This window comes from Streptomyces sp. NPDC007189 (assembly GCF_040703635.1).
In the GTDB taxonomy this organism is placed as follows: Bacteria; Actinomycetota; Actinomycetes; order Streptomycetales; family Streptomycetaceae; genus Streptomyces.
In genome coordinates, this window is sequence record NZ_JBEYEY010000014.1 from 44,825 (window position 1) to 67,450 (window position 22,626).

Here is a 22,626-nt window from a genome sequence, read left to right on the forward strand (position 1 = left end):
CCCCTCACCCTTCGCCGACGGCAACGGCTGACGCCGGATCATGATGACTCAGGGGCGCCGTGCGGGGAAGACGCCACGCACGGCCCAGGCGGGCGTCCAGACGCGGCCGTCGGGCCGGGCCGGCGGCCCGGCCGTGAGATGGGCGCGCAGGGCGGGCAGCGCCGGGTGCGGGTTGGCGGTGACCCACAGCAGGGAGTGCGGGTAGACGGGCGTCGGGTCGCGCAGCGGGATACGGCGCAGATCGTGGCCGGCCGGCCAGGCCGGCCGGGTCCGCTCACTGACGAGGGTCGCCAGGGAGTCGGAACCGGCGACCGCGTCCTGCACCGCCCCGGTGAAGTTCGGGCCCGAGGAGTCGATGGTGAGCCCGAACTCGGCGGCGAGGGAGGCGTAGTAGGCGGCCCACTCGGTGCCCTCCACGATGCCCGGCATCCAGATCCGGTGCCCGGCCAGCTCCCCGGGCGACACCGAGCGCCGATCGGCCAGGGCGTGCCCCGGGCCCGTGAGCAGCTCGATCGGCTCGGCGTACACCGGCGCGGCCTCGACGCCCCTGGGCAGCGGCCGGCCCGGCATGGCCACGGCGCGGAAGGACGCGTCGATCGCACCCGAGCGCAGGGCGGTGAGCGCCGAGTCCACGTCGAAGAGCGTGACGACGTCCAGGGCGATGTCCGGATGCGCCTCGTGGAAGCCGCGCAGCAGCCCCGCCGGGGCGAGCCGCGCGCCGATCACGTCGACCCGCAGGGCGCGCCGCCCGAGCCGTACGGAGGCGGCCGCGCGCTCCTCGGCCAGCAGCAGCTCGCGGGCGTACGGCAGGAAGGCATGGCCGTCGACCGTCAGCTCCGCGCCCCGGGCGGTACGGGTGAACAGGCGCACGCCCAGCTCCTTCTCCAGCGCGGAGATCCGCTTGGAGACGGCCTGCTGGGTGATCGCCAGGACGGCCGCGGCCTCCTGGAACTGTCCCGAGTCGGCCACGGTGACGAAGGTGCGCACTGCCTTGAGGTCCACGTCGTCACCGTACAACCGGTGGTTGTGCGGACCCTCCCGGCAGTTGTTTGATTCGGCGCCCACCTGCGCGTTTTCATGTCCCGGGTCAACGGGAGGTTGTGCATGGGGCTGGGCCGGCGGTTCGGGTGGCTGTGGGCCGCGTACGCGGTGAGCGCGCTCGGCACCTACCTCGCCTTCGACGCGTTCTCGGTGATCGCGGTCATCGCGCTGCACGCCGGCCCGGCCGAGGTGGCGCTGCTCGCGGCGGCCGGGCCCGCGGTGGGCGCCGTGGCCGCGATCCCGCTCGGGCCCTGGGTGGAGTTCCGGCGCAAGCGGCCGGTGATGATCACGATGGACCTCGTCAGGTTCGCCGCGCTGCTCACCGTCCCCGCCGCCTACGCGCTCGGCGGGCTCCGCCTCGGCCAGCTGCTGCTGGTGTCCGTCGTCGTCGCGGCCGCCGACATCACCTTCAACGCGGCCTCCGGCGCCTTCCTGAAAGCGCTCGTGCCGGCCGGCCGGCTGCTCGCCGCGAACTCCCGGTTCGAGTCCACCAACTGGACCGCCCTGGTCCTCGGGCCGCCCCTCGGCGGCGCCGCGATCGGCCTGTTCGGCCCGGTGGCGACCGTCGCGGCGAACGCGGTCAGCTTCCTGCTGTCGGCCCTGGGCATCCGGGCCGTCGGCGGCGGTGAGCCGCGGCCTCAGCGCACCGGCGGGCGGCGCCTGCGCGCCGCCGACCTCCTCGACGGCTGGCGGCACATCCTCACCAGCCCCGAACTGCGGCCGCTGTTCTTCAACAACCTCGCGGCCAACGCCCTGATCATGGTCGCCGCGCCGCCGCTGGCCGTCCTCATGCTCGGCCCGCTCGGCTTCGCCCCCTGGCAGTACGGCCTCGCCTTCGCCGTGCCCTGCCTCGGCGGCCTCCTCGGCTCCCGGCTGGCCCGCCCGCTCGTCGCCCGCCACGGGCAGCTGCGGGTGCTGCGCGTCGCGGGCACCCTGCGCGCCGTCTGGCCCCTCGGCCTCGCCTTCATCCGGCCCGGACCGTCCGGACTGCTGCTGGTGATGGTCCTGGAGTTCGGGGTGATCACCTGCTCGGGCGTCTACAGCCCCGTGTACGCCACCCGCCGCCTGGAGTGCACCCCCGACGACCGGGTCGCCCGCACCCTGTCCGCCTGGTCGGTCACCGGCAAGGCCACCACGGCCGCCCTGACCGCCCTGTGGGGCCTGCTGGCGAGCCTCACCGGTCCCCGCGCCGCCATCGCCCTGGCCGGCGTCCTGCTCCTGGCGACGCCGCCCCTGCTGCTGCGGGCGACCCGGGAGGTCACGGCACGACCGTCACCGGCCAGCGCCCCGCCTTCACCAGCCGGATCGCCACCGAGCCGATGAACCGGTGGCCGGCCTGCTCGGAGGCGCCCACGACCACCGCGTCCGCCTTCAGCTCGTCGGCCGCCTTCACCAGCCCGCTGTAGGGGTCGCCGCGGAAGGTGTGGAACTCCCAGCGCACCTCGAATATCCCCTTGACCCGCTCGGCCGCCTCGCGGATGTACGTGACCAGATCCTCGGCGATCTCGTCGGTCGTCTCCGCCACCGGCGCCCCGAGCGCCGCCCCGGCCGCCAGCACCGGCTGCACGTACACCACGGCCAGCAGCGCATGCTGCCGCCGGGCGAGCCCGCCCGCGTACGCCGCGGCACGCAGGCTGGAGTCGGAGCCGTCCACACCGACGACGATGACCTTCGGCCCGTCCGTACCCCGCTCGAACTGGTGCGAGTGAGAGTGCGAGTGCGAGTGCTGTTCCGTCACGGCCGTGAGGTTATCGGAATACACGGTTCCCGCTAAGCGCGGCAGCGACCCGGGCCAGACCCAACGGCCCGCGGTGCACCGCGCGTGTGGTGGGCGGGTGGTGCGTGGTGCGGTTTGGTGGCGTGTGGTGGGCGGGTGGTGCGGGGTGCGGTTTGGTGGCGTGTGGTGGGCGGGTGGTGCGGGGTGCGGTTTGGTGGCGTGTGGTGGGCGGGTGATGCGGGGTGCGGTCTGGCCGCCTGCGGTGGGCGGCTGATGCGACGTGCGGTCTGGTCGCGCGTGGCGGGCGGCCGATGGGCGTACGGTCTGGTTGCGCGCCGTGGGGCCGCCCGCGCCGGGCCGGTACCGCCCGGAGCGTGCTGGCGTGCCGTCTCGACGGGCGAGGCGGGCGGCGCCTTCCTACAGTCGGAATCATGACCGCCAGCGCGGAGCCCGCCGCACGGAGGGACGTCACGGCCTCGGCGCGCCCGCCCGCCGGCCGGCGGCTCGGCTGGGTGCCCGAGGCCTTCGCGACGCTCTTCGCGGCGCTCGGACTGCTGTGCGCCCTGCTCGCGCTCATCGAACCGCTGCGCCGGCTGCTCCGCCCGGTCGCCCGCACCCTGGACCTGGTGCTGGTGCCCATCAGCGCCAACCTGGCCTACGCCGTCTTCCTGTTCCTGCTCGGCGCCGCCACCGCCGCCCGCAAGAAGGTCGCCTGGTGGCTGGTCGTCGTCTATCTGGGCCTGGTCGTCCTCACCGACGCCCTCGGCGCGGGCCTCGGCCTGTACGCCGCGTCACTGCCGTCGCTGGTGCTGTGCGGCCTGCTGCTGGCCCTGCTCGTGGTGGCCCGCCGGGAGTTCTACGCCGCCTCCCGCCGCGGAGCGGTCTGGCGGGCGCTCGCCGTGCTGCTGGGCGGCCTCGCCGTGGCCATCCTGCTGGGCTGGGCGCTCGTCATGATGTTCCCGGGCACGCTGCCGGCGAGCCAGCACCTGGCCTGGGCGGCCGACCGGGTCTGCGGCGGACTGGTCTCGAGCGGCTCCTTCGCCGGCCGCCCGCCCCGCCGGGTCACCTTCGTGCTCGGCCTCCTCGGCGCCCTCGCCCTGCTGAACGCCGCCGCCGCCCTGTTCCGCTCCCAGCGCCTGGAAGCCGCCCTGCACGGCGACGAGGAGGCCCGCATCCGCGCCCTCCTCGCGGCCTGGGGCGAACGGGACTCCCTCGGCTACTTCGCCACCCGCCGCGACAAGGCCGTCGTCTTCTCGCCCAGCGGCAAGGCCGCCGTCACCTACCGCGTCGAGGCCGGCGTCTGCCTCGCCAGCGGTGACCCCGTCGGCGACACGGAGGCCTGGCCGCACGCCATCGCCGCCTGGCTGGACGTCGCCCGCCGCCATGCCTGGGTGCCCGCGGTGATGGGCGCCTCCGAGGACGGCGCCCGCACCTACGCCCGCGCCGGGCTCGGCGCCCTGCAGCTCGGTGACGAGGCGATCGTGCACGTGGCCTCCTTCGATCTGGACGGCCGGGACATGCGGGTGACCCGGCAGGCCGTGCACCGCGTCCGCCGTACCGGCGCCACCTGCCGGATCCGCCGGCACGCCACCCTCACCGAGCGGGAGATGGAGGAGATCGTCGACAAGGCCGACGCCTGGCGCGACACCGAGACCGAGCGCGGCTTCTCCATGGCCCTGGACCGGCTCGGCGACCCCGCCGACGGCGACTGCCTGCTCGTGGAGGCCCTGGGCGAGGACGGCCGGCTGCTCGCCCTGCTCTCCTTCGTGCCGTGGGGCCGCGACGGCGTCTCCCTGGACCTGATGCGCCGCGACCGCGCCGCCCCCAACGGGGTCATGGAGTTCATGGTCGCCGAGCTGTGCGCCGCCGCGCCCAAGCTGGGCATCCGCAGGATCTCGCTGAACTTCGCGGTCTTCCGCTCGGTGTTCGAGGAGGGCGCCCGCATCGGCGCCGGACCCGTGCTGCGGCTGTGGCGCCGGCTGCTGCTGTTCTTCTCCCGCTGGTGGCAGCTGGAGGCCCTGTACCGCTCCAACGCCAAGTACCACCCGGAGTGGTATCCGCGGTTCCTCTGCTACGGCGACGCCGCCGCCCTCGCCCGCATCGGCCTGGCCTCCGGCATCGCCGAAGGCTTCGTCTCCGTTCCGTCGCTGCGCAAGCTCTGGGGAAAGGGGCGCCCGAGGAACGGGCAGCGGCCCGCCACCACACAGGGGCTGCCGTCCCTGACGGCGCTCGGCCTCGAAGCGGGGGAGCGGGCCGGACCCGCCGCACCGCGGGCGGGCCTGCCCGACCAGGTCCGCGTACGGCACCGCAAGCTCGACCGGCTGCGCGCCGGCGGCACCGACCCCTACCCGGTCGGCGTCCCCGCCCCCACCCACGCCCTCGCCGACGTGCCCCCCGGCGCGGACGTCACCGTCGCCGGCCGGCTCATGCTGGTCCGCGACTTCGGCGGCATCGTCTTCGCCGTGCTGCGCGACTGGTCCGGCGACCACCAGATCGCCCTCACCCGCGACCGCTCCGGCGCCGCCCTCGACCGCTTCACCGCCGTGTGCGACATCGGCGACCACCTCACCGTCACCGGCCGCGCCGGCCTCAGCGACAAGGGCGAGCCCACCGTCTTCGGCACCTCCTGGCAGCTCACCGGCAAATGCCTGCGCCCGCTGCCCGACAAGCGCCGGGGCCTCGCCGACCCCGAGGCGAAGGTCCGCCGCCGCCATCTCGACCTCGCCACCAGCCCCGCCGCCCGCGCCGTGCTCCGGGCCCGCTCCGCCGCCGTACAGGCCCTGCGGCAGGGACTGCTGGACCGCGGTTACGTCGAGGTCGAGACCCCGATGCTCCAGCAGATCCACGGCGGCGCCAACGCCCGCCCCTTCACCACCCACAGCAACGCCTACGACCTCGACCTGTACCTGCGCATCGCCCCCGAGCTGTATCTGAAGCGGCTGTGCGTGGGCGGCCTGGAGAAGGTCTTCGAACTGGGCCGCACATTCCGCAACGAGGGCGTCTCCTACAAGCACAACCCCGAGTTCACGATGCTGGAGGCCTACCAGGCGTACGCCGACTACGACGTCATGCTCGACCTCACCCGCGAACTGGTCCAGGGCGCGGCGACCGCCGCCTTCGGCGCCCCGGTGGCCCGCAGGGACGGGCAGGAGTACGACCTGTCCGGGCCGTGGCCGGTCAAGACCGTGTACGGCGCGATCTCCGAGGTGCTGGGGGAGGAGATCGGCCCCGGCACCGAACTGCTGCGGCTGCACCGGCTGTGCGACCGGGCCGGGGTGCCGTACACCGCCGACGACGGGCCCGGCGACATCGTGCTGGAGATGTACGAGCGGCTGGTCGAGGAACGCACCGGCGCCCCCACCTTCTACAAGGACTTCCCCACCGACGTCTCCCCGCTGACCCGGCAGCACCGCGCCGACCCGCGGCTCGCCGAGCGCTGGGACCTCGTCGCCTTCGGCACCGAACTCGGCACCGCCTACTCCGAGTTGACCGACCCGGTGGAGCAGCGCCGGCGGCTGACCGAGCAGTCGCTGCGGGCCGCCGGGGGCGATGCGGAGGCCATGGAACTGGACGAGGACTTCCTTCAGGCCCTGGAGTACGCCATGCCCCCGACCGGGGGGCTCGGCATCGGCGTCGACCGGCTGGTGATGTTCCTCACCGGCCTGACGATCCGGGAGACCCTGCCCTTCCCGCTGGTGCGCCGCCGCTGAGCCGCGCGCCCCCGGCCGCCGTCCGGCCGCCACGGCACCCGCACTGGGCCGTCCGGGTGTATTCCCGCGGCCGCACCGGTGTCGTTGCGGAGCGCCGGAGCGGTGCGTGCGCGAGTGATGAGTCATGCAGAAGGATCAGTTGTTCACGCGGCGCCGGTTGCTCCTGGCCGGCGCCGCCGCGCTGGGGGCCGCGGGTACCGCCGGAGCCGTCCTGGCGGGCGGCGCCGAGGAAAGCCCCGAGGCCGCCCCGCCCGCCCCCGCCCCCGGCCCGCAGGCCCGCCAGGCGCCCGGACCGTCCGCCTTCCGGCTCCAGCCGCTCACCGGGTACGGACCGCCGCGGGCCGCGCCGCACAGGCTGAGGATCCGCACCGAACCCATCATGCGGATGCCCGGGCGCGGCCGGCGGATGACGCTGACCTTCGACGACGGACCCGACCCCGAGTACACCCCGCACGTCCTGGACACCCTCGCCAAGTACGACGTACGCGCCATGTTCTTCCTGTGCGGCCAGTGTGTCGCCGGCAACAGGGAACTGGTGGCCCGCATGGCCGACGACGGCCATGTCGTCGGCAACCACACCTGGACGCATCCGCTGCTGACCGCCCTCAGCCGCAGGAGGATCCGCGACGAGATGAAGAGGACCAGCGACGTCATCGAGGACGCCTACGGCGAGCGCCCGCAGTGGTTCCGCGCACCCTACGGCGCCTGGAACCGGACCGTGTTCCGGCTGGGCGCCGAGATGGGCATGGAGCCGCTGGCCTGGACCGTCGACACCACCGACTGGATGCTGCCGGGGGTCGGGACCATCGTCCACCGGGTGGAGCGAGACGCCGCCCCCGGTGCCGTGGTGCTCTCCCACGACGCCGGGGGCGACCGTTCGCAGACCGTTCGCGCGCTGCGTGCGTGGCTGCCCCACCTCCTCGATTCCGGATATCGCATGACGGTGCCGAAACGACGCGTGTGACGGTTTTCCGGGGGCCGTTCCCGGAATCTCGGTCCGCCTGGTCGCGGTGGTTCACCGCACCGCGACCAGGCGGGCGAAGACGACCACGTTCCCGTCGTAACCGTGCTGCTTGGAGAAACCGCCGCCGCAGGTGATGACCCGCAGTTCCGGAGTTCCTTTTGAGCCGTAGACACGGTCGCCCGGAAAACCGCTCTTGGAGAACAGTTCGACGCCGTAGGTCTCGAACACCGCGGTCTTTCCGTCCTTGCGCAGCACCTCGATCCGGTTTCCCTTCCTGAGGTTTCCCAGTCCGTAGAACACGGCGGGGCCCTGCTGGTTGTCCACGTGCCCGACGATGACGGCCGTGCCCTTCTCGCCGGGCGAGACCGCGCCGGTGAACCAGCCCGCCAGGTCCGGGTTCTCCGGCGGTGGCGCGCCGATCCAGCCGTCCTTGTCCAGGGTGACCGGCATCACCGGCGCGTCCACCCGGATCGCCGGGATCCGCACCCGGGCGGCGGCGGAGAACGCGAGCGACGCCGGTGCCGTGGAGTGGGCGCGGGGGCCCGTGGCGGGCCGGCTGTCCGGGGCGGCCACCGAGGCGGGCTGCGGCGGGCCGACGTCGAACTCGCCCGAACCGTTGCGGATGAGCGCGATGCCGGTCAGCAGAACCAGCGCCGTCACGCCCCACGGGGCACGCCTCCTTCGCCGCTCCTCCTCTTCGGCCCGTTCGAACAGCTCGGACGCAGACATTCGCCATCCCCTCTCGACGCGGCCGTCACCACGTCCCTCGCGCATGGGAAAACGCTAAATCCCCGCGCAGGCGGCGGGAGACGGGGTGAGCGGCGAACGGGTGGCGGCGGGGGTCTTGCGGTGCGCCATCCGAGTTGCCGTTCACCGAAGCTTTCTGACGGTTCGTGACCTGCGACAATATCCGATTGTGTGCTTTTCTCGCGGAAAGTTGTGTCACCAGGACAGAGCATTCTCGACGTGCGGGCGTGTTCCGCGCACTCGAATGTCGTCCCGGGAGGTGTTTTTCTCGCCGATCGACCGGGGACGGCCCCGGGCGCCTCCCGCGGAGGTTCACATGCGCAACCAACGTGCCCTGACAGCCGCTTGGACGGCGGCCGCCGTGCTCGGACTCGCCTCTCCAGTGGCGGTCGCGGACGACACGGGCAACGCCGACGTCCCGTACACCAGCCCGGGCCGGGCGGACCACCCCGCCCGGCCGGACCACTCCGGCCGGGCGGACGATTCCGGCCGGGCGGACCATTCCGGTCGGGACGAGGGCCACGGAAACGGCGGCCGGGCGGACGATTCCGGTCGGGCGGAGCATCCCGGTCGGGACGAGGGCCACGGAAACGGCGGCCGGGCGGACGATTCCAGCCGGGCGGACGGCTCCGGTCGGGCGGACCATTCCGGCCGGGACGAGCACCACGGAAACGACGGCCGGGCGGACGAGAACAGGAACCCCGGCCGGGCGGACGGCCACGGAAACGGCGGCGGGGCGGAGGACAGTGGAAGCGGTGGCCGGCACGACGGATCCGCCGGTCGCGGGGGTGACGCCCGGGACGACGACAGAGGGCCGCGTGACATCGTCGTCACGCCCGGGGTCCTCCCGGCGGGCGGGCGGCTCACCGTCAGCGCGGTGGGCTGCCCCGAGGGCGGCACCATGTCCTCCCGCGCCTTCCCCGCCACCGGACTCGACGGGTCCGGCGACGGCGCCTCGCGCGCCGGCGTCCGCCTCGACCGCGACGCCCGCCCCGGCCGCTACGACCTCACGGTCCGCTGCGACGGCAGAACCCTGGTCCGCCCGGACGCCTTCACCGTGCTCGGCGGCGTCCACGGCGGTGTCGGCGGCAGCCGATCCGCCGGCGCCACACCGAGCGACATGGCCATCGGCGCCGGGCTGGTGAGCCTGTCGGTGGTCGGGGGCGGCGCGTACTGGCTGCGCCGTCGCCGGGAGCAGCGGAGCTGACGCCACGTCACCCGGCCGTTCGCTCCGCGGTGGACGGAACGGACGGGAACGGCCGCGCACCCGTGTGTGGGGACAGTCCCCAGGGGACACGGGTGCGCCGCCGTTCAAGGGAGGGGCGTCGGGCGGCGGCCGGGGCTAGCCGGTGACGCCCGGGAACATGTTCAGGAACGGTTCCGCGGTCACCGCCATGCCCCGGCTGAAGGGGGCGTCGAAGTCCCAGATGAGGAACAGCATGAACGCGATGGTCGCGGAGAACAGCCCGGCGAGGATCAGTTCGCGTCTCGTGCGCCGGATCTGCAGCGCGAACACCATGCCGACGGTGATCAGCGCCCCGGTGAGCAGCCCCCACCACACCACCGGCGGCATGGTGGCCCCGGTGGAGTCGGCGCGGGCGTTGCGCGCCTGGTCGGCGGCGGTCGTCTGGTCCAGCAGCGGCTGGTAGGCCTGCGCCTCGAAGTCGTTCTTCGGCTTGTAGTCGGTGACGTCCTGACGGACCGTCTGCAGCAGCCGAGCGCCGCGGTCGGTGACGCGCCCGTCGCGGTACATCGTCGTCCACTCGTGGTGGACGACATAGCTGACATAGGTGTTGACATCGCCGCGGATCCGGTCGCGGACGTCCGGCGGATACACCCGGACCCGCTCCGAGATCTCATGCAGCGCCTGGGCCTCGGACTGCACGTAGTCCTGCGCGGAGTTGCGGGCCTCCCACACGCCCGCGATGGCGAGACCCAGGACGATCGCGTACACGACGCCGATCCACATCGTCATGTACTCGATGACGTCCGGGGTCTCGCTGGGATCCTCGTCCTCAGGAGCCCGCTTGTGCCGCAGGACGGTGACGACCACCACCACGGCACAGGCCGCGAGCATCGCGAGGACGAGAACAAGCCAATCCGGCAACGGATACCTCCAGAAGGTGAGGGGCCGGCGCGTCAGCGCGGGCGCAGGGCCGCGACGGCGACGATCGCCGGGACGGTGATGAGCAGCACGTAGGTGACCGGCGTGGTGTGGCGGGGCGCGACGTGCGCGGCGCGGTGCGGGTGGTACGCCGGGTAGGTCACCGGCGTCACCGACGGCCGCGGGGCGGGTTTCGGCTTCGGCGCGGGCGGTGGAGCAGGCGGGGGCGGGGGCTTCGGCGCGGGCGGCGCCGGGGCGGGCCGGGCCGGCGGCCGCGGTCTCGGAGCGGGTTTCGGCGCCGGTTTCGGCCTGGGCGGTGTCGGTTTCGGCTTCGGCGGCGGGGGTGGGGGTTGCGGCGGAGTCGGTGTGGGCGTGGGGCTCGGCGGGCACGGGGGCGGGGTGGGCGCCGGACAGGGCGGCGGAGACGGCCAGTGGCCGCCGCCCGCGTAGGCCACCGCCGCCGTGCCGTCCGGGCCCGTCGAGGCGTACGCACAGGCGTCGGCCGACGCGCTGCCCACGGGGCAGCCCACCAGCGTCCAGGCCAGCGTCACCAGGGCCAACAGCCGTGCGGCGGGCGCGCATCGGGTCACTTCGGGTCCATGCACGCCGAGATCATGTGTTCCGGGAACAGGTCGTACGCCACGGTCCCCCGGGTTTGCTCAGAAAGGGGGACATGTGGCGATCAGTGGTTTGACGGGGTGAGCGGTGTGATCGGCCTGAAATGTGCGCCCGTACGAGCCGCGCACCGGCGGCACCGGTCACAGGGTCCGGAAAGAAATTCCCGAAGAACTTCCCCTCCCCGTTGAACGCTCCCGCCCCCTCGATGCGTACCCATGACCGTGCGGCGGCGCGGCAGGCGCTGCAACAACCAGGCAAACTTGGGGAGTTGGAGATGAAGACCTCCTGGCGGACCGCCTCGATGGTGGTCACAGCCGCCTCGGTGCTGGCGCTGACGACGGCGTGCGGTCAGGACAACGGCACCCCGTCCTCGGCGGCGCAGAACGTCGGGGCCACCGCGCCCGCGGGCAGCCCGACCACCGGCGCCGGCGCGGGCAACGGCTACGGCGCCGACGGCAACCAGAGTTCCAGCTCGCCGACCCCGGCCGCCCCCGCGGGCAAGCTCACCGCGGACACCAACCCCACCCTGGGCAAGGTCGTGACCGACGGCTCCGGCCTCACCCTGTACCGGTTCGACCAGGACACCGCGAATCCGCCCAAGTCGAACTGTGACGGCGCCTGCGCCACCACCTGGCCGCCGGTGCCGGCCGACGACGCCACGGCCGGCGCCGGGATCGACAAGTCGCTGCTCGGCGAGGTCACCCGCGCCGACGGCACCAAGCAGCTCACCATCGGCGGCTGGCCCGCGTACCGCTACGCCAAGGACGCCAAGGCCGGTGACGCCAACGGCCAGGGCGTGGGCGGCAAGTGGTTCGCGCTCGCCCCGAACGGCAAGAAGGCCTCCCTCTCCTCCCTGCCCGGCCTGTCCGTCCGCAAGGACCCCAAGCTCGGGGACATCGTCGTCGACAAGAACGGCATGACGGTCTACCGCTTCCTCAAGGACAAGGCCTGGCCGAAGTCCGTGTCCAACTGCACCGGGGCCTGCCTGGAGAAGTGGCCGGCCGTCGGCATCGTCAAGCCCGACGACACCCGGGGCGTCCAGAAGAAGGGCCTGATGGGCTTCACCCGTCCCGACGGCGTCAAGCAGATGACGGTCAACTGCTGGCCGATCTACACCTTCTCCGGGGACAAGGCCCCCGGCGACACCAACGGTCAGGGCGTGGGCGGCACCTGGTACGCCGTCGCGCCCGACGGAAAGCCGGTCGGCGCGCCGGGCCACTAGATCACCTCCCCAGGGTCGATCGCCCCGCCCGACCCGGAGCGCCACCGAAGGTCCGCCCCCTCCGCACCGCAACGGAGGGGGCGGACCGCTGTGCGGGGTCCGGCCGCTCGCGAAAGGCGCGCGCAAGACGGGCAAACCACGGCACACGCGACAGCGATTGCGCAGGCAGTGGCGGGGAACGGACGGGCAATTTCCGGTTCGGGTCGCCCCTTTGGCGGGCGATCAGTAGCCTCAGCTCGAACACCGGATCGCCTGCCCCTGTCGCCTACCCTGGGAGAGATACATGGAGCGCCCCGCCTGGGCCCCCCGGAGCATCGACATCTCGGTGCCGAGCGTCTCGCGGATCTACGACTTCTACCTGGGCGGTTCGCACAACTTCGAGGTGGACCGGGAAGCGGCCCGCAAGGCGATGGAGTTCATGCCGGGTCTGCCCAAGACCATGCAGGCCAACCGGGCGTTCATGCGCCGCGCCGTGCGGTTCGCGGCCGCCGAGGGCATCACCCAGTTCCTCGACATCGGCTCCGGCATCCCGACGTTCGGCAATGTCCACGAGGTGGCCCAGGCGGCCGTACCGGGCGCCCGCGTGGTCTACGTCGACCACGACCCGGTGGCCGTGGCGCACAGCGAGGCGGTGCTGGCGGGCAACGACGACGCGGACGTGATCGCCGCGGACCTGCGCAAGCCGCAGGAGATCCTCGCCAGTTCCCAGGTGGAGCGGCTGCTCGACCTGAACCGTCCGGTCGCCCTCCTCCTCGTTGCCATACTGCACTTCGTGGAAGACGCGGACGACCCCTACGGTGCGGTGGCCGGGCTGCGCGACGCGCTCGCGCCCGGCAGCCTGCTGATCCTCACCCATGCCTCGTACGAGGGAATCCCGCTGCCCGCCGAGCGGGCCGAGGGCGCGGTGGACGTATACAGGGGCATTCGCAATCCGCTCATCATGCGCTCGCGCGAGGAGATCGCGCGGTTCTTCGAGGGGTACGACATGGTGGAACCCGGACTGGTGCCGATGCCGCTCTGGCGGCCGGAGTCGGCGCCGGAGGACGAGGACCCGTTCGCCTTCTCCGGATTCGCCGGCGTGGGGCGTACGGCGTGAGCGCCGAGCCGGACGGGCCGGAGGACAGACTGCGCCGGTTCACGACGATCTGGAGCCGGGCGGTCTACCCGGTGACCTCGACGTCGCTGACCCGTGTGGAGTTCGAGGAGCAACTGCTTCCGCTCGCACGCCGGTTGAGCGAGCTGCTGCGGGCCCGCGTCTTCGACGGGGACGGCGCCAAGGCGATCGGCGCCGCCCTGGTCACCGCGCACTGCACCGACCCCGAGGCGCTCACCCGCACCCTGGACTGCGTCGACGCCTATCTGGTCCTGTACTGCGCGGGCGACGGCCCCCAGGACGAACCGCGCCTGCGCTGCTCGCGGTTGCAGCACGCGATGGCCGCCGGTTACGCCGAGGCGCTGCGCGCGCGCACGCTCGCCGAGCAGGAGTCCATCGCCCAGGCCGCGCTCAGGGCCCAGGGGGTGGTCGCACAGGCCCTGCACGCCAGCGAGGCCCGCTTCCGCGCGGTGTTCGAGGGCGCGGCCATAGGGATCGGCATCGCCGACCTCGACGGCAACGTGCTGCAGGTCAACAAGGCGCTGCTGCGCATGTTCGGGCTCTCCGACCAGACCCTGCGCGGCCGCCGCGTGCAGGACTGGGTGCACCCCGAGGACGCGCCGCAGACCTGGAAGCTCTACGACGAACTCGTCCGCGGCGAGCGCGAGCACTACCACCTCGAAAAGGCCTTCAACCGCCCCGACGGAACGGTCCTGTGGACCAACCTGACGGTCTCCCTGCTGCGCGACGCCGACGGCGATCCGCAGTACCAGCTCGCGCTCATGGAGGACACCACCGAGCGCCGGCTGCTCAACCTGCGGCTGCGCTACGAGGCCACCCATGACGCGCTCACCGGCCTGCCCAACCGCACCCTGTTCTTCGAGCGGCTGGAGAAGGCGCTGAACGCGGGCGACGGCCAGCGCTTCGGCCTGTGCTACCTCGACCTGGACGGCTTCAAGACCATCAACGACAGCCTCGGGCACGCGGCCGGCGACCGGCTGCTGGTGGAGGTCGCCGACCGGCTGCAGTCCTGCGCGACCGCGCCCGGCGAGATGGTCGCGCGGCTCGGCGGCGACGAGTTCGTGGCGCTGACCACCGGGCCGGGCACCGAGCGCAAGGTCGACGAACTCGCCGACCGCATCATGAACGCCCTCGTCACACCCGTCAGCATCGACGGCCGCGACCTGCTGGTGCGCGGCAGCCTCGGCATCGTCGAGGGCCCGGCGGGCGAGCGTACGGCCGCGGAGGTCCTGCGCAGCGCCGACATCACCATGTACCGGGCCAAATCGGCGGGCGGCAACCGCTCCGAACTCGCCGACCCCGAGGCAGACGCCCGCGCGATCACCCGGCACGGCCTGACCACGGCGCTGCCGACGGCCCTGGAGCGCGGCGAGTTCTTCATCGAGTACCAGCCGCTGGTCCACCTCGGCGACGGCAGTGTCCGGGGGGCGGAGGCCCTGGTCCGCTGGCTGCACCCGCAGCACGGCGTCCTCGGCCCCGACCGCTTCATCCCGCTCGCCGAGCACACCGGTCTGATCGTCCCGCTCGGCCGCTGGGTGCTGGAGGAGTCCATCCGGCAGGCCCGCGCCTGGCGAGAGCGGTACGGCGCGCAGAAGGCCGCGGGGCCCCTGCGCATCAACGTCAACCTGTCGCCGTGCCAGCTCAGCCATCCGGGCCTCGTGCAGGACACGGTCGACATCCTGGAGCGCGCGGGCGTCACCCCCGACGCCCTGTGCCTGGAGGTCACCGAGTCCGCGCTCATCGGCGCCGACGACGACCTGCTCAAACCGCTGCACCGGCTCGCCGAGATGGGCGTCGACATCGCCCTGGACGACTTCGGCACGGGCTACTCCAACCTGGCCAACCTGCGCCGCCTGCCGGTGCGGGTCCTCAAGCTGGACCGCTCCTTCACCCAGGGCATGCAGCGGTTCCCCGCCGACCCCGTCGACCTGAAGATCGTCGAGGGCATCGTGTCTCTCGCCCACAGCCTCGACCTCGCGGTCACCGTCGAGGGCGTGGAGACCGGCGCCCAGGCCGAACAGCTCCGCATACTGGGCTGCGACACGGCCCAGGGCTGGTACTACGCGAGACCGGGCCCACCGGAGCGGCTCCACGACCTGGCCCTGGCGGACGCGACGGGCTGACCCTCACTTCCCCGCGCGGACCGGTCACGCTCGCGTCTCTCGCCGCCTTCGGTATTGCCCTGAGGGTAAGAAGCGTGAGCCGGCCGGTCCTTCAGTTCCTCCGCGGCCCCGGGCAGGCTCGGGCACGCAGATCGCTGCGTGCCCAGACCGCCTGTTTCCCGTGGAGAGTCCATGATCCTCGTCACCACTCCGACCGGCCAGATCGGCGGCCGCGTGCTCGACCGCCTCCTCGACGCGCCGGACGCGGCCGGCCCGGTCCGTGTGATCGTCCGCGATCCCGGGCGTCTGTCCCCGGCGGTGCGCGCCCGCGTCGAGGCCGTTCCCGGCTCGCACGCGGACCCCGACGTCGTCGCCAAGGCCTGCGCCGGCGTCGACCGGGTGTTCTGGCTGGTGCCCCCGTCGCTCACCCTGAGCAGTCTCGAAGGCCACTTCGAGGACTTCACCCGGCCCCTCCTGGACGCCATCGCGACCCAGGGCGTCGAACGGGTCGTCGGCGTCTCCACCCTCGGCCGCGGGATCGCCGAGAACGCCGGGCAGATCTCCGCGACGCTGGCGATGGACGAGGCGATCCGGGCCACCGGCGTCCACCACCGGGCGCTGTGCCCGCCGTACCTCATGGAGAACCTGCTCCGGCAGGTCGCCGCGATCCGGGACAGCGGCACGCTCGCCATGGCGGCGCGCGGCGACCGGGTGCTGCGCACCTGCACCACCCGGGACATCGGCGACCAGGCGGCGCGGCTGCTGCTGGACGGCTCCTGGACCGGCCAGGCCGATGTGCCGATGGCCGGCCCGGACGACCTGACCCCCGAGACCATGGCACAGGTCGTCTCCGAGGTGCTGGACCGGCCCGTCCGCTTCCAGGAGGTCACCGCCGAGGAGCAGAAGGCGGCGCTGCTCGCGCACGGCGCCGGCGAGGCCGCGGCACAGGGCCTGACCGACATGGTGCGCGCCCTCGCCGCCCAGGGCTTCTACGGCGCCTCCGCCCCGCGCACCCCCGACACGGCGCCCACCGGGTTCCGTCAGTGGTGCGAGGAGGTGCTGAGGCCGGCCGTCCTCGGCTGACGGCGGGCCGCTCAGCGCTCCAGCAGCATCCGCTGGAGTTCCCGCGCGGCCCGGGGCGGAGCCACATCGCTGCGGTGGGCCAGGGCGATGGTCCGCTGCAGCCCCGGCCGGGCGAGCGGGGTGACCCTGAGACCCTGCCCGGACCGGGTGGCCACCATCCGGGGGACGACGGCCAGCCCCAGCCCCGCCCGCACGAACCCCAGCACCGCGTCCATCTCCCCGCCCTCCACGGCGAACTCCGGCTCGAACCCGGCGGAGCGGCACGCGGCGACGGTGAGTTCCCTGAGGTCGTAGCCGTGCCGGAACATCACCAGCCGCTCGCCCTCCAGGTCGGCGATGCGCACCGCCCGCTCGCCCCGGCCCGGCGCCGGCGCCTCGGGGGAGGAGACCACGACCAGTTCCTCCCGCAGCAGCTCCACCGTCGACAGCGCGGGCGCCGGGGTCGGCAGCGGCAGCACGATCAGCGCCAAATCCAGCGCACCCCGGGCCAGTTCCCGCACCAGGTCGTGCGAGCCGCCCTCCTCCACCAGCAGCCGGATGCCGGGATAGCGGTCGTGGAAGGCGCGCAGCACATCGGGCAGCAGGCCCGTGCACAGGCTCGGCGTCGCCCCCAGCCGCACCCGGCCCCGGCGCAGCTGCACCAGCTCCTGCACCTCCTGCCGCGCGGTGTCCGCGTCGGCCAGGATGCGCCGGGCCAGCGGCAGCAGCGCCTCGCCCGCGTCGGTGAGCGTGATGTTGCCCCGGGCACGCAGGAACAGATCCGCGCCCAGTTCCCGCTCCAGCGCCTTGATCTGCTGGGACAGCGACGGCTGGGCGACATGGACCACCTCGGCGGCCCGGGTGAAGTGCCGGGTCTCGGCCACGGCGACGAAGTACTGGAGCTGCTGGAACTGCATCCAGCGAGCATAGCCTGCGCCTATGGAAACGAGCCGGACCATGTCTTGGACCGATCGGTACCTTCGGCCCTAGCGTGCTGTTCCATGGCTCTGGCAACGCGGACGGACCGACGGCCGTCCATGGCGCGCACGATGTGGGACTCCTCCGTCGGCAAGAAGACGGTGATGGCCGTCAGCGGCGTGATCATGCTGCTGTACCTGGTCGCCCATGTGATCGGCAACCTGAAGATCTTCTTCGGCGCGGGCGAGTTCAACCACTACGCCCACTGGCTGCGCACCGTCGGCGAACCCTTCATGCACTACGAGTGGACGCTCTGGCTCATCCGGATCGTGCTGGTCGTCGCCGTGGCCGCCCACGCCACCTCCGCCTACCAGCTCAGCCGCCGCGACATCAGGGCCCGGCCCAGCAAGTACGTGCACACAAGGCCCCGGGCGAGCTACGCCACCCGCACCATGCGCTGGGGCGGGATCATCCTCGGCCTGTTCATCGTCTGGCACGTGCTGGACCTGACCACCGGCACCGTGCACCCGGGACACTTCCAGGCCGGGCACCCGTACCAGAACGTCGTCGACGACTTCTCCCACTGGTACAGCAACGTCATCTACATCGTCGCGATGCTCGCGCTCGGCCTGCACATCCGGCACGGCTTCTGGAGCGCCGCCCAGACCCTCGGCGTCGGCAGCCGCGCCCGCGACCGCGCCCTGAAGACCCTCGCGAACGTCCTCGCGCTGCTGCTCACGGCCGGCTTCATCGCCATACCCGTGGGCGTCATGACCGGAGTGGTGAGCTGACATGACCGAATACCTGAACTACGCGACGGGCGAGCCGGTCACCGACACCAAGGCGCCGTCGGGACCGATCCACGAGCGCTGGGACAAGCGCCGCTTCGAGGCCAAGCTGGTCAACCCCGCCAACCGGCGCAAGCACACCGTCATCGTCGTCGGCACCGGCCTCGCCGGCGGCTCCGCGGGCGCCACCCTGGCGGAACAGGGCTACCACGTCGTCCAGTTCTGCTACCAGGACTCCCCGCGCCGCGCCCACTCCATCGCCGCGCAAGGCGGCATCAACGCGGCGAAGAACTACCGCAACGACGGCGACTCGATCCACCGCCTCTTCTACGACACGGTCAAGGGCGGCGACTTCCGCGCCCGCGAGTCCAACGTCCACCGGCTCGCGCAGATCTCGGTGGAGATCATCGACCAGTGCGTGGCGCAGGGCGTGCCCTTCGCCCGCGAGTACGGCGGCCTGCTCGACACCCGCTCCTTCGGCGGCGTCCAGGTCTCCCGCACCTTCTACGCCCGCGGCCAGACGGGCCAGCAGCTTCTGCTCGGCGCCTACCAGGCGCTCAGCCGGCAGATCGCGGCGGGCAACGTGGAGATGCATCCGCGCACCGAGATGCTGGACCTGATCGTCGTCGACGGGCGGGCGCGCGGCATCGTGGCCCGCGACCTGATCACCGGGAAGATCGACACGTACTTCGCGGACGCCGTCGTCCTCGCCTCCGGCGGTTACGGCAACGTGTTCTACCTGTCGACCAACGCCATGAACTCCAACGCGACCGCGATCTGGCGGGCGCACCGGCGCGGCGCGTACTTCGCCAATCCCTGCTTCACGCAGATCCACCCGACCTGCATCCCGCGCACCGGCGACCACCAGTCCAAGCTGACGCTGATGAGCGAGTCGCTGCGCAACGACGGCCGGATCTGGGTGCCCAGGGCGAAGGGCGACACCCGCCCGCCGAACGAGATCCCCGAGGACGAGCGCGACTACTACCTGGAGCGCATCTACCCCTCCTTCGGCAACCTCGTGCCGCGCGACATCGCCTCCCGCGCCGCGAAGAACGTCTGCGACGAGGGCCGGGGAGTCGGCCCCGGCGGCCAGGGCGTCTACCTGGACTTCGCCGACGCGATCAAGCGCATGGGCCGGGGGGCGGTCGAGGCCAAGTACGGCAACCTCTTCGACATGTACCAGCGGATCACCGACGAGGATCCGTACGAGGTGCCGATGCGGATCTACCCGGCCGTGCACTACACGATGGGCGGCCTGTGGGTCGACTACGACCTGCAGACCACCGTCCCGGGCCTGTTCGCGATCGGCGAGGCCAACTTCTCCGACCACGGCGCCAACCGGCTCGGCGCCTCCGCGCTGATGCAGGGCCTCGCCGACGGCTACTTCGTGCTGCCGGCCACCATCAACGACTACCTGGCCCGCAACCCGCACCAGGACCCGGTCGGCGACGAACACCCGGTGGTGCAGGAGGTGCTGGCCGAGACCGAGGACCGGCTCAACCTGCTGCTGTCCGTCGACGGCGACCGCACCCCCGACTCCTTCCACCGCGAACTCGGCGAGCTGATGTGGGAGTTCTGCGGCATGGCCCGCACCGACTCCGGGCTGCGCAAGGCCCTGGAGCGCATCCCGCAGATCCGCGAGGAGTTCTGGCGCCGCATCAAGGTCCCCGGCACCGGCGAGGAGCTGAACCAGTCGCTGGAGAAGGCCAACCGGATCGTCGACTACCTGGAACTCGCCGAGCTGATGTGCCTGGACGCGCTGCACCGCACCGAGTCCTGCGGCGGCCACTTCCGCGAGGAGTCCCAGACCCCGGACGGCGAGGCCGCCCGCAGGGACGACGAGTTCGCCTACGCCGCGGCCTGGGAGTTCACCGGCACCGGCGAGGCCCCCGTCCTGCACAAGGAAGACCTGGTCTTCGAGTACGTCCACCCCACCCAGCGGAGCTACGCATGAAGCTCACCCTGCGCGTCTGGCGCCAGAAGAACGCCGACGCCGAAGGCGCCATGTCCACGTACGAGGTGGACGGCATCTCGTCCGACATGTCCTTCCTGGAGATGCTGGACGTCCTCAACGAGCAGCTCATCCTCGCCGGCGACGAACCGGTCGCCTTCGACCACGACTGCCGCGAGGGCATCTGCGGCGCCTGCTCCCTCGTGATCAACGGCGAGGCGCACGGACCGGAGCGCACCACCACCTGCCAGCTGCACATGCGGTCCTTCAAGGACGGCGACACGATCGACATCGAGCCCTGGCGGGCCGCCGCGTTCCCGGTGATCAAGGACCTGGTCGTCGACCGGTCCGCGTTCGACCGGATCATCCAGGCCGGCGGCTACATCACCGCGCCCACCGGGTCCGCCCCCGAGGCGCACGCCACACCGGTGCCGAAGGCCGACGCCGACTACGCCTTCGAGCACGCCGAGTGCATCGGCTGCGGGGCGTGCGTGGCCGCCTGCCCCAACGGCGCGGCGATGCTGTTCACCTCCGCCAAGGTCAACCACCTCAACGTGCTGCCGCAGGGCGCGCCCGAGCGGGAGACGCGGGTGCTGGACATGGTCGCGCAGATGGACGCGGAGGGCTTCGGCGGCTGCACCCTCACGGGGGAGTGCGCCACCGCGTGTCCCAAGGGCATCCCGCTGATGTCCATCACGAACATGAACAAGGAGTGGCTGCGGGCCACCCGCAAGGTGGGCAAGCGGTAGCCCCACCGCACAGCAGACGTTCGTCGCACAGACGGACGGGCGGGGCCGGGGATGGTGCTCACCGGCCCCGTCTCGTTTCCCGGTGAGCGCCGGGCCCCCGGCGTTCAGCATCCCCACATCCGCTCTCCCGGCACACGTCACGCGCACGCCAACCGGCGTCGGAAGAACAGGAGCGGCGGGCCGTACACGGCGCCCGCCGCAGTCGCCGAACCGGCCCGTGACCAGGAGAGAGCCATGACCGGCGTTTCCACCCTCGACCGCCCCCCGCAGCCCGCGGCACCGACCCGCTACACCGTCACCCTCGCCCGCGACGAGGACGACGTGCGGGCCGCGCAGCGGCTGCGGCACGACGTCTTCGCCGGTGAGATGGGTGCCCTGCTGGCCACGCCGCAGCCGGGACACGACATCGACGCCTTCGACGCCTACTGCGACCACCTGCTCGTGCGCGACACCGGCACCGGACAGGTCGTCGGCACCTACCGGCTGCTGCCGCCGGAGCGGGCCGCCGTCGCCGGCCGGCTCTACTCGGAGGGCGAGTTCGAGCTGGGGGCGCTGGACGCGATCCGGCCCCAACTGGTCGAGGTCGGCCGCTCCTGCGTCCACCCCGACCACCGCGACGGCGCCGTCATCAGCCTGATCTGGGCCGGCATAGCCCGCTACATGGCCGACCGCGGGCACGAGTGGCTCGCGGGCTGCTGCTCGGTGCCGCTCGCCGACGGCGGCGCCCTCGCGACGGCCACCTGGGAACGGGTACGGCACAAGCACCTGGCCCCCGAGGAGTTCCGGGTACGGCCGCTGCTGCCCTGGATCCCGAACGCCGAGGTCCCCTCGGGCCGCGGCGAGCTGCCCGCCCTGCTGCGCGGCTACCTGCGGCTCGGCGCGTGGGTGTGCGGCGAGCCCGCGCACGACCCCGATTTCGGGGTCGCCGATCTGTACGTGCTGCTGTCGATGCGCCGGGTCAACCCGCGCTATCTGCGGCACTTCCTCTCCCTCGTGCCGGCCTGATGAGCGTCTGGCTGCCCAGCGCGCCCTGCACCCCGGGCGGCTGTGTGGAGCCGGTCCCGGCCGCGGCGGCCGTACCCCGTGCCGTGCTGCGGCTGACGGCCCTCGCGGTCCTGGTCCTGGCCGGGATCGCGCTGTCCCCGCTCGGCGGGAGGATCCCCGCCGCGTGGGTCAGGCGGTGGTGCCGCGCGATCGTGCGGGCCGTCGGGGTCCGCCTCCGCGTCACCGGCGCCGCCGCACCGGATGGCGGACTGCTCCTGGTCGCCAACCACGTCTCCTGGCTGGACATCCCGCTGCTGACCGCCGTACGCCCCGCCCGGATGCTCGCCAAGAGCGAGATCCGGCGGTGGCCGGTGGCGGGCGCGCTGGCCGCCCGGGGCGGCGCCCTGTTCATCGAGCGCGACCGGATCCGGGCCCTGCCCGAGACGGTCGCCCGGATCGCCGGGGCGCTGCGCGAGGGCGCGGCCGTGGCCGCGTTCCCCGAGGGCAGCACCTGGTGCGGGCGCGCCCACGGCCGCTTCCGCCGGGCCGTCTTCCAGGCCGCGCTGGACGCGGGCGTGCCCGTGCAGCCGGTCCGCCTGCGCTACCGGCAGGCGGGCGGCGGACCGGGCACGGCGGCGGCGTTCGTCGGCGAGGACACCCTGCTCGCCTCCCTGTGGCGGGTGGCCCGCACCCGGGGCCTGGTCGCGGAGGTGGAGGTACGGCCGCTCATCCGGCCGGGCACCCACCCCGACCGCCGGAGCCTCGCCCGCGCGGCCCAGCCGGCCGCTCCGGAGCCGGCCTGGACTCATGAGGCCCTCGTCACCACGTGAGGCGA

At 72.9% G+C, this 22,626-nt stretch carries 19 protein-coding genes; 13 read left to right on the forward strand and 6 right to left on the reverse strand.

Annotation, left to right across the window (positions count from 1 at the left end; all coding sequences use genetic code 11):
* Positions 1-48: 48 nt before the first annotated feature.
* On the reverse strand, positions 49-1,002 hold the full coding sequence (locus AB0950_RS26525) for a LysR family transcriptional regulator (protein WP_366779553.1): 954 nt from the start codon (positions 1,000-1,002) through the stop codon (positions 49-51).
* Between the two features lie 102 nt (positions 1,003-1,104).
* On the opposite strand from AB0950_RS26525, the gene AB0950_RS26530 reads away from it, so the two are divergent.
* Positions 1,105-2,364: an MFS transporter gene (locus AB0950_RS26530; protein WP_366779554.1), complete on the forward strand. Its 1,260-nt coding sequence runs from the start codon at positions 1,105-1,107 to the stop codon at positions 2,362-2,364.
* On the opposite strand, the gene AB0950_RS26535 is transcribed toward AB0950_RS26530, so the two are convergent.
* A complete protein-coding gene (locus AB0950_RS26535; protein WP_360159697.1) occupies positions 2,300-2,779 on the reverse strand; it encodes a universal stress protein in 480 nt (159 codons plus the stop codon). The genes AB0950_RS26530 and AB0950_RS26535 overlap by 65 nt on opposite strands.
* 410 nt (positions 2,780-3,189) lie before the next feature.
* On the opposite strand from AB0950_RS26535, the gene lysX reads away from it, so the two are divergent.
* Both lysX and AB0950_RS26545 read left to right on the forward strand, forming a co-directional pair.
* Positions 3,190-6,468, forward strand: coding sequence for a bifunctional lysylphosphatidylglycerol synthetase/lysine--tRNA ligase LysX (gene lysX / locus AB0950_RS26540; protein WP_360159699.1), 3,279 nt, complete (start codon positions 3,190-3,192; stop codon positions 6,466-6,468).
* A gap of 124 nt (positions 6,469-6,592) precedes the next feature.
* On the forward strand, positions 6,593-7,432 hold the full coding sequence (locus AB0950_RS26545; RefSeq protein ID WP_366779555.1) for a polysaccharide deacetylase family protein: 840 nt from the start codon (positions 6,593-6,595) through the stop codon (positions 7,430-7,432).
* A gap of 51 nt (positions 7,433-7,483) precedes the next feature.
* Here the strand turns inward: AB0950_RS26545 and AB0950_RS26550 are convergent, their stop codons facing one another.
* Positions 7,484-8,161: a class F sortase gene (locus AB0950_RS26550; RefSeq protein ID WP_360159703.1), complete on the reverse strand. Its 678-nt coding sequence runs from the start codon at positions 8,159-8,161 to the stop codon at positions 7,484-7,486.
* A gap of 334 nt (positions 8,162-8,495) precedes the next feature.
* On the opposite strand from AB0950_RS26550, the gene AB0950_RS26555 reads away from it, so the two are divergent.
* Positions 8,496-9,386 carry a hypothetical protein gene (locus AB0950_RS26555; protein WP_366779556.1) on the forward strand — a complete coding sequence of 297 codons (891 nt, stop codon included), beginning with the start codon at positions 8,496-8,498 and terminating at the stop codon, positions 9,384-9,386.
* A 135-nt stretch (positions 9,387-9,521) separates the two neighbouring features.
* Here AB0950_RS26555 and AB0950_RS26560 read toward each other — a convergent pair whose 3' ends face one another.
* A complete protein-coding gene (locus tag AB0950_RS26560) occupies positions 9,522-10,286 on the reverse strand; it encodes a hypothetical protein (RefSeq protein WP_360574384.1) in 765 nt (254 codons plus the stop codon).
* 32 nt (positions 10,287-10,318) lie between these two features.
* The gene (locus AB0950_RS26565; RefSeq protein ID WP_360159709.1) at positions 10,319-10,447 is read right to left on the reverse strand and encodes a hypothetical protein; all 129 of its coding nucleotides are present in this window, start codon (positions 10,445-10,447) and stop codon (positions 10,319-10,321) included.
* A 728-nt stretch (positions 10,448-11,175) separates the two neighbouring features.
* On the opposite strand from AB0950_RS26565, the gene AB0950_RS26570 reads away from it, so the two are divergent.
* The 4 genes from AB0950_RS26570 (at position 11,176) to AB0950_RS26585 (ending at position 16,422) form a co-directional block, all read left to right on the forward strand.
* A complete protein-coding gene (locus AB0950_RS26570; RefSeq protein WP_360574386.1) occupies positions 11,176-12,123 on the forward strand; it encodes an SCO0930 family lipoprotein in 948 nt (315 codons plus the stop codon).
* 283 nt (positions 12,124-12,406) lie between these two features.
* Entirely contained in the window at positions 12,407-13,219 is an 813-nt protein-coding gene (locus AB0950_RS26575) for an SAM-dependent methyltransferase (protein WP_360159713.1), read from the forward strand.
* Positions 13,216-15,360, forward strand: a complete 2,145-nt coding sequence (locus tag AB0950_RS26580) for an EAL domain-containing protein (protein ID WP_366779557.1) — start codon at positions 13,216-13,218, stop codon at positions 15,358-15,360. The genes AB0950_RS26575 and AB0950_RS26580 overlap by 4 nt, the downstream gene beginning before the upstream one ends.
* Positions 15,361-15,531: 171 nt before the next feature.
* Positions 15,532-16,422: an NAD(P)H-binding protein gene (locus tag AB0950_RS26585; RefSeq protein WP_360159717.1), complete on the forward strand. Its 891-nt coding sequence runs from the start codon at positions 15,532-15,534 to the stop codon at positions 16,420-16,422.
* An 11-nt stretch (positions 16,423-16,433) separates the two neighbouring features.
* Here the strand turns inward: AB0950_RS26585 and AB0950_RS26590 are convergent, their stop codons facing one another.
* Positions 16,434-17,318: a LysR substrate-binding domain-containing protein gene (locus tag AB0950_RS26590; protein WP_360159719.1), complete on the reverse strand. Its 885-nt coding sequence runs from the start codon at positions 17,316-17,318 to the stop codon at positions 16,434-16,436.
* A gap of 120 nt (positions 17,319-17,438) precedes the next feature.
* Here AB0950_RS26590 and AB0950_RS26595 point away from each other — a divergent pair, with 120 nt between their 5' ends.
* From AB0950_RS26595 to AB0950_RS26615, 5 genes are all read left to right on the forward strand, one after another.
* The gene (locus AB0950_RS26595) at positions 17,439-18,110 is read left to right on the forward strand and encodes a succinate dehydrogenase (protein ID WP_360574569.1); all 672 of its coding nucleotides are present in this window, start codon (positions 17,439-17,441) and stop codon (positions 18,108-18,110) included.
* Between the two features lies 1 nt (position 18,111).
* The gene (locus AB0950_RS26600; protein WP_366779558.1) at positions 18,112-20,061 is read left to right on the forward strand and encodes a fumarate reductase/succinate dehydrogenase flavoprotein subunit; all 1,950 of its coding nucleotides are present in this window, start codon (positions 18,112-18,114) and stop codon (positions 20,059-20,061) included.
* Positions 20,058-20,807 carry a succinate dehydrogenase/fumarate reductase iron-sulfur subunit gene (locus tag AB0950_RS26605; RefSeq protein WP_360159723.1) on the forward strand — a complete coding sequence of 250 codons (750 nt, stop codon included), beginning with the start codon at positions 20,058-20,060 and terminating at the stop codon, positions 20,805-20,807. The genes AB0950_RS26600 and AB0950_RS26605 overlap by 4 nt, the downstream gene beginning before the upstream one ends.
* Positions 20,808-21,041: 234 nt before the next feature.
* Positions 21,042-21,812, forward strand: a complete 771-nt coding sequence (locus AB0950_RS26610) for a GNAT family N-acyltransferase (RefSeq protein WP_366779559.1) — start codon at positions 21,042-21,044, stop codon at positions 21,810-21,812.
* The gene (locus AB0950_RS26615; RefSeq protein WP_360159727.1) at positions 21,812-22,621 is read left to right on the forward strand and encodes a lysophospholipid acyltransferase family protein; all 810 of its coding nucleotides are present in this window, start codon (positions 21,812-21,814) and stop codon (positions 22,619-22,621) included. The genes AB0950_RS26610 and AB0950_RS26615 overlap by 1 nt, the downstream gene beginning before the upstream one ends.
* Positions 22,622-22,626 lie beyond the last annotated feature (5 nt).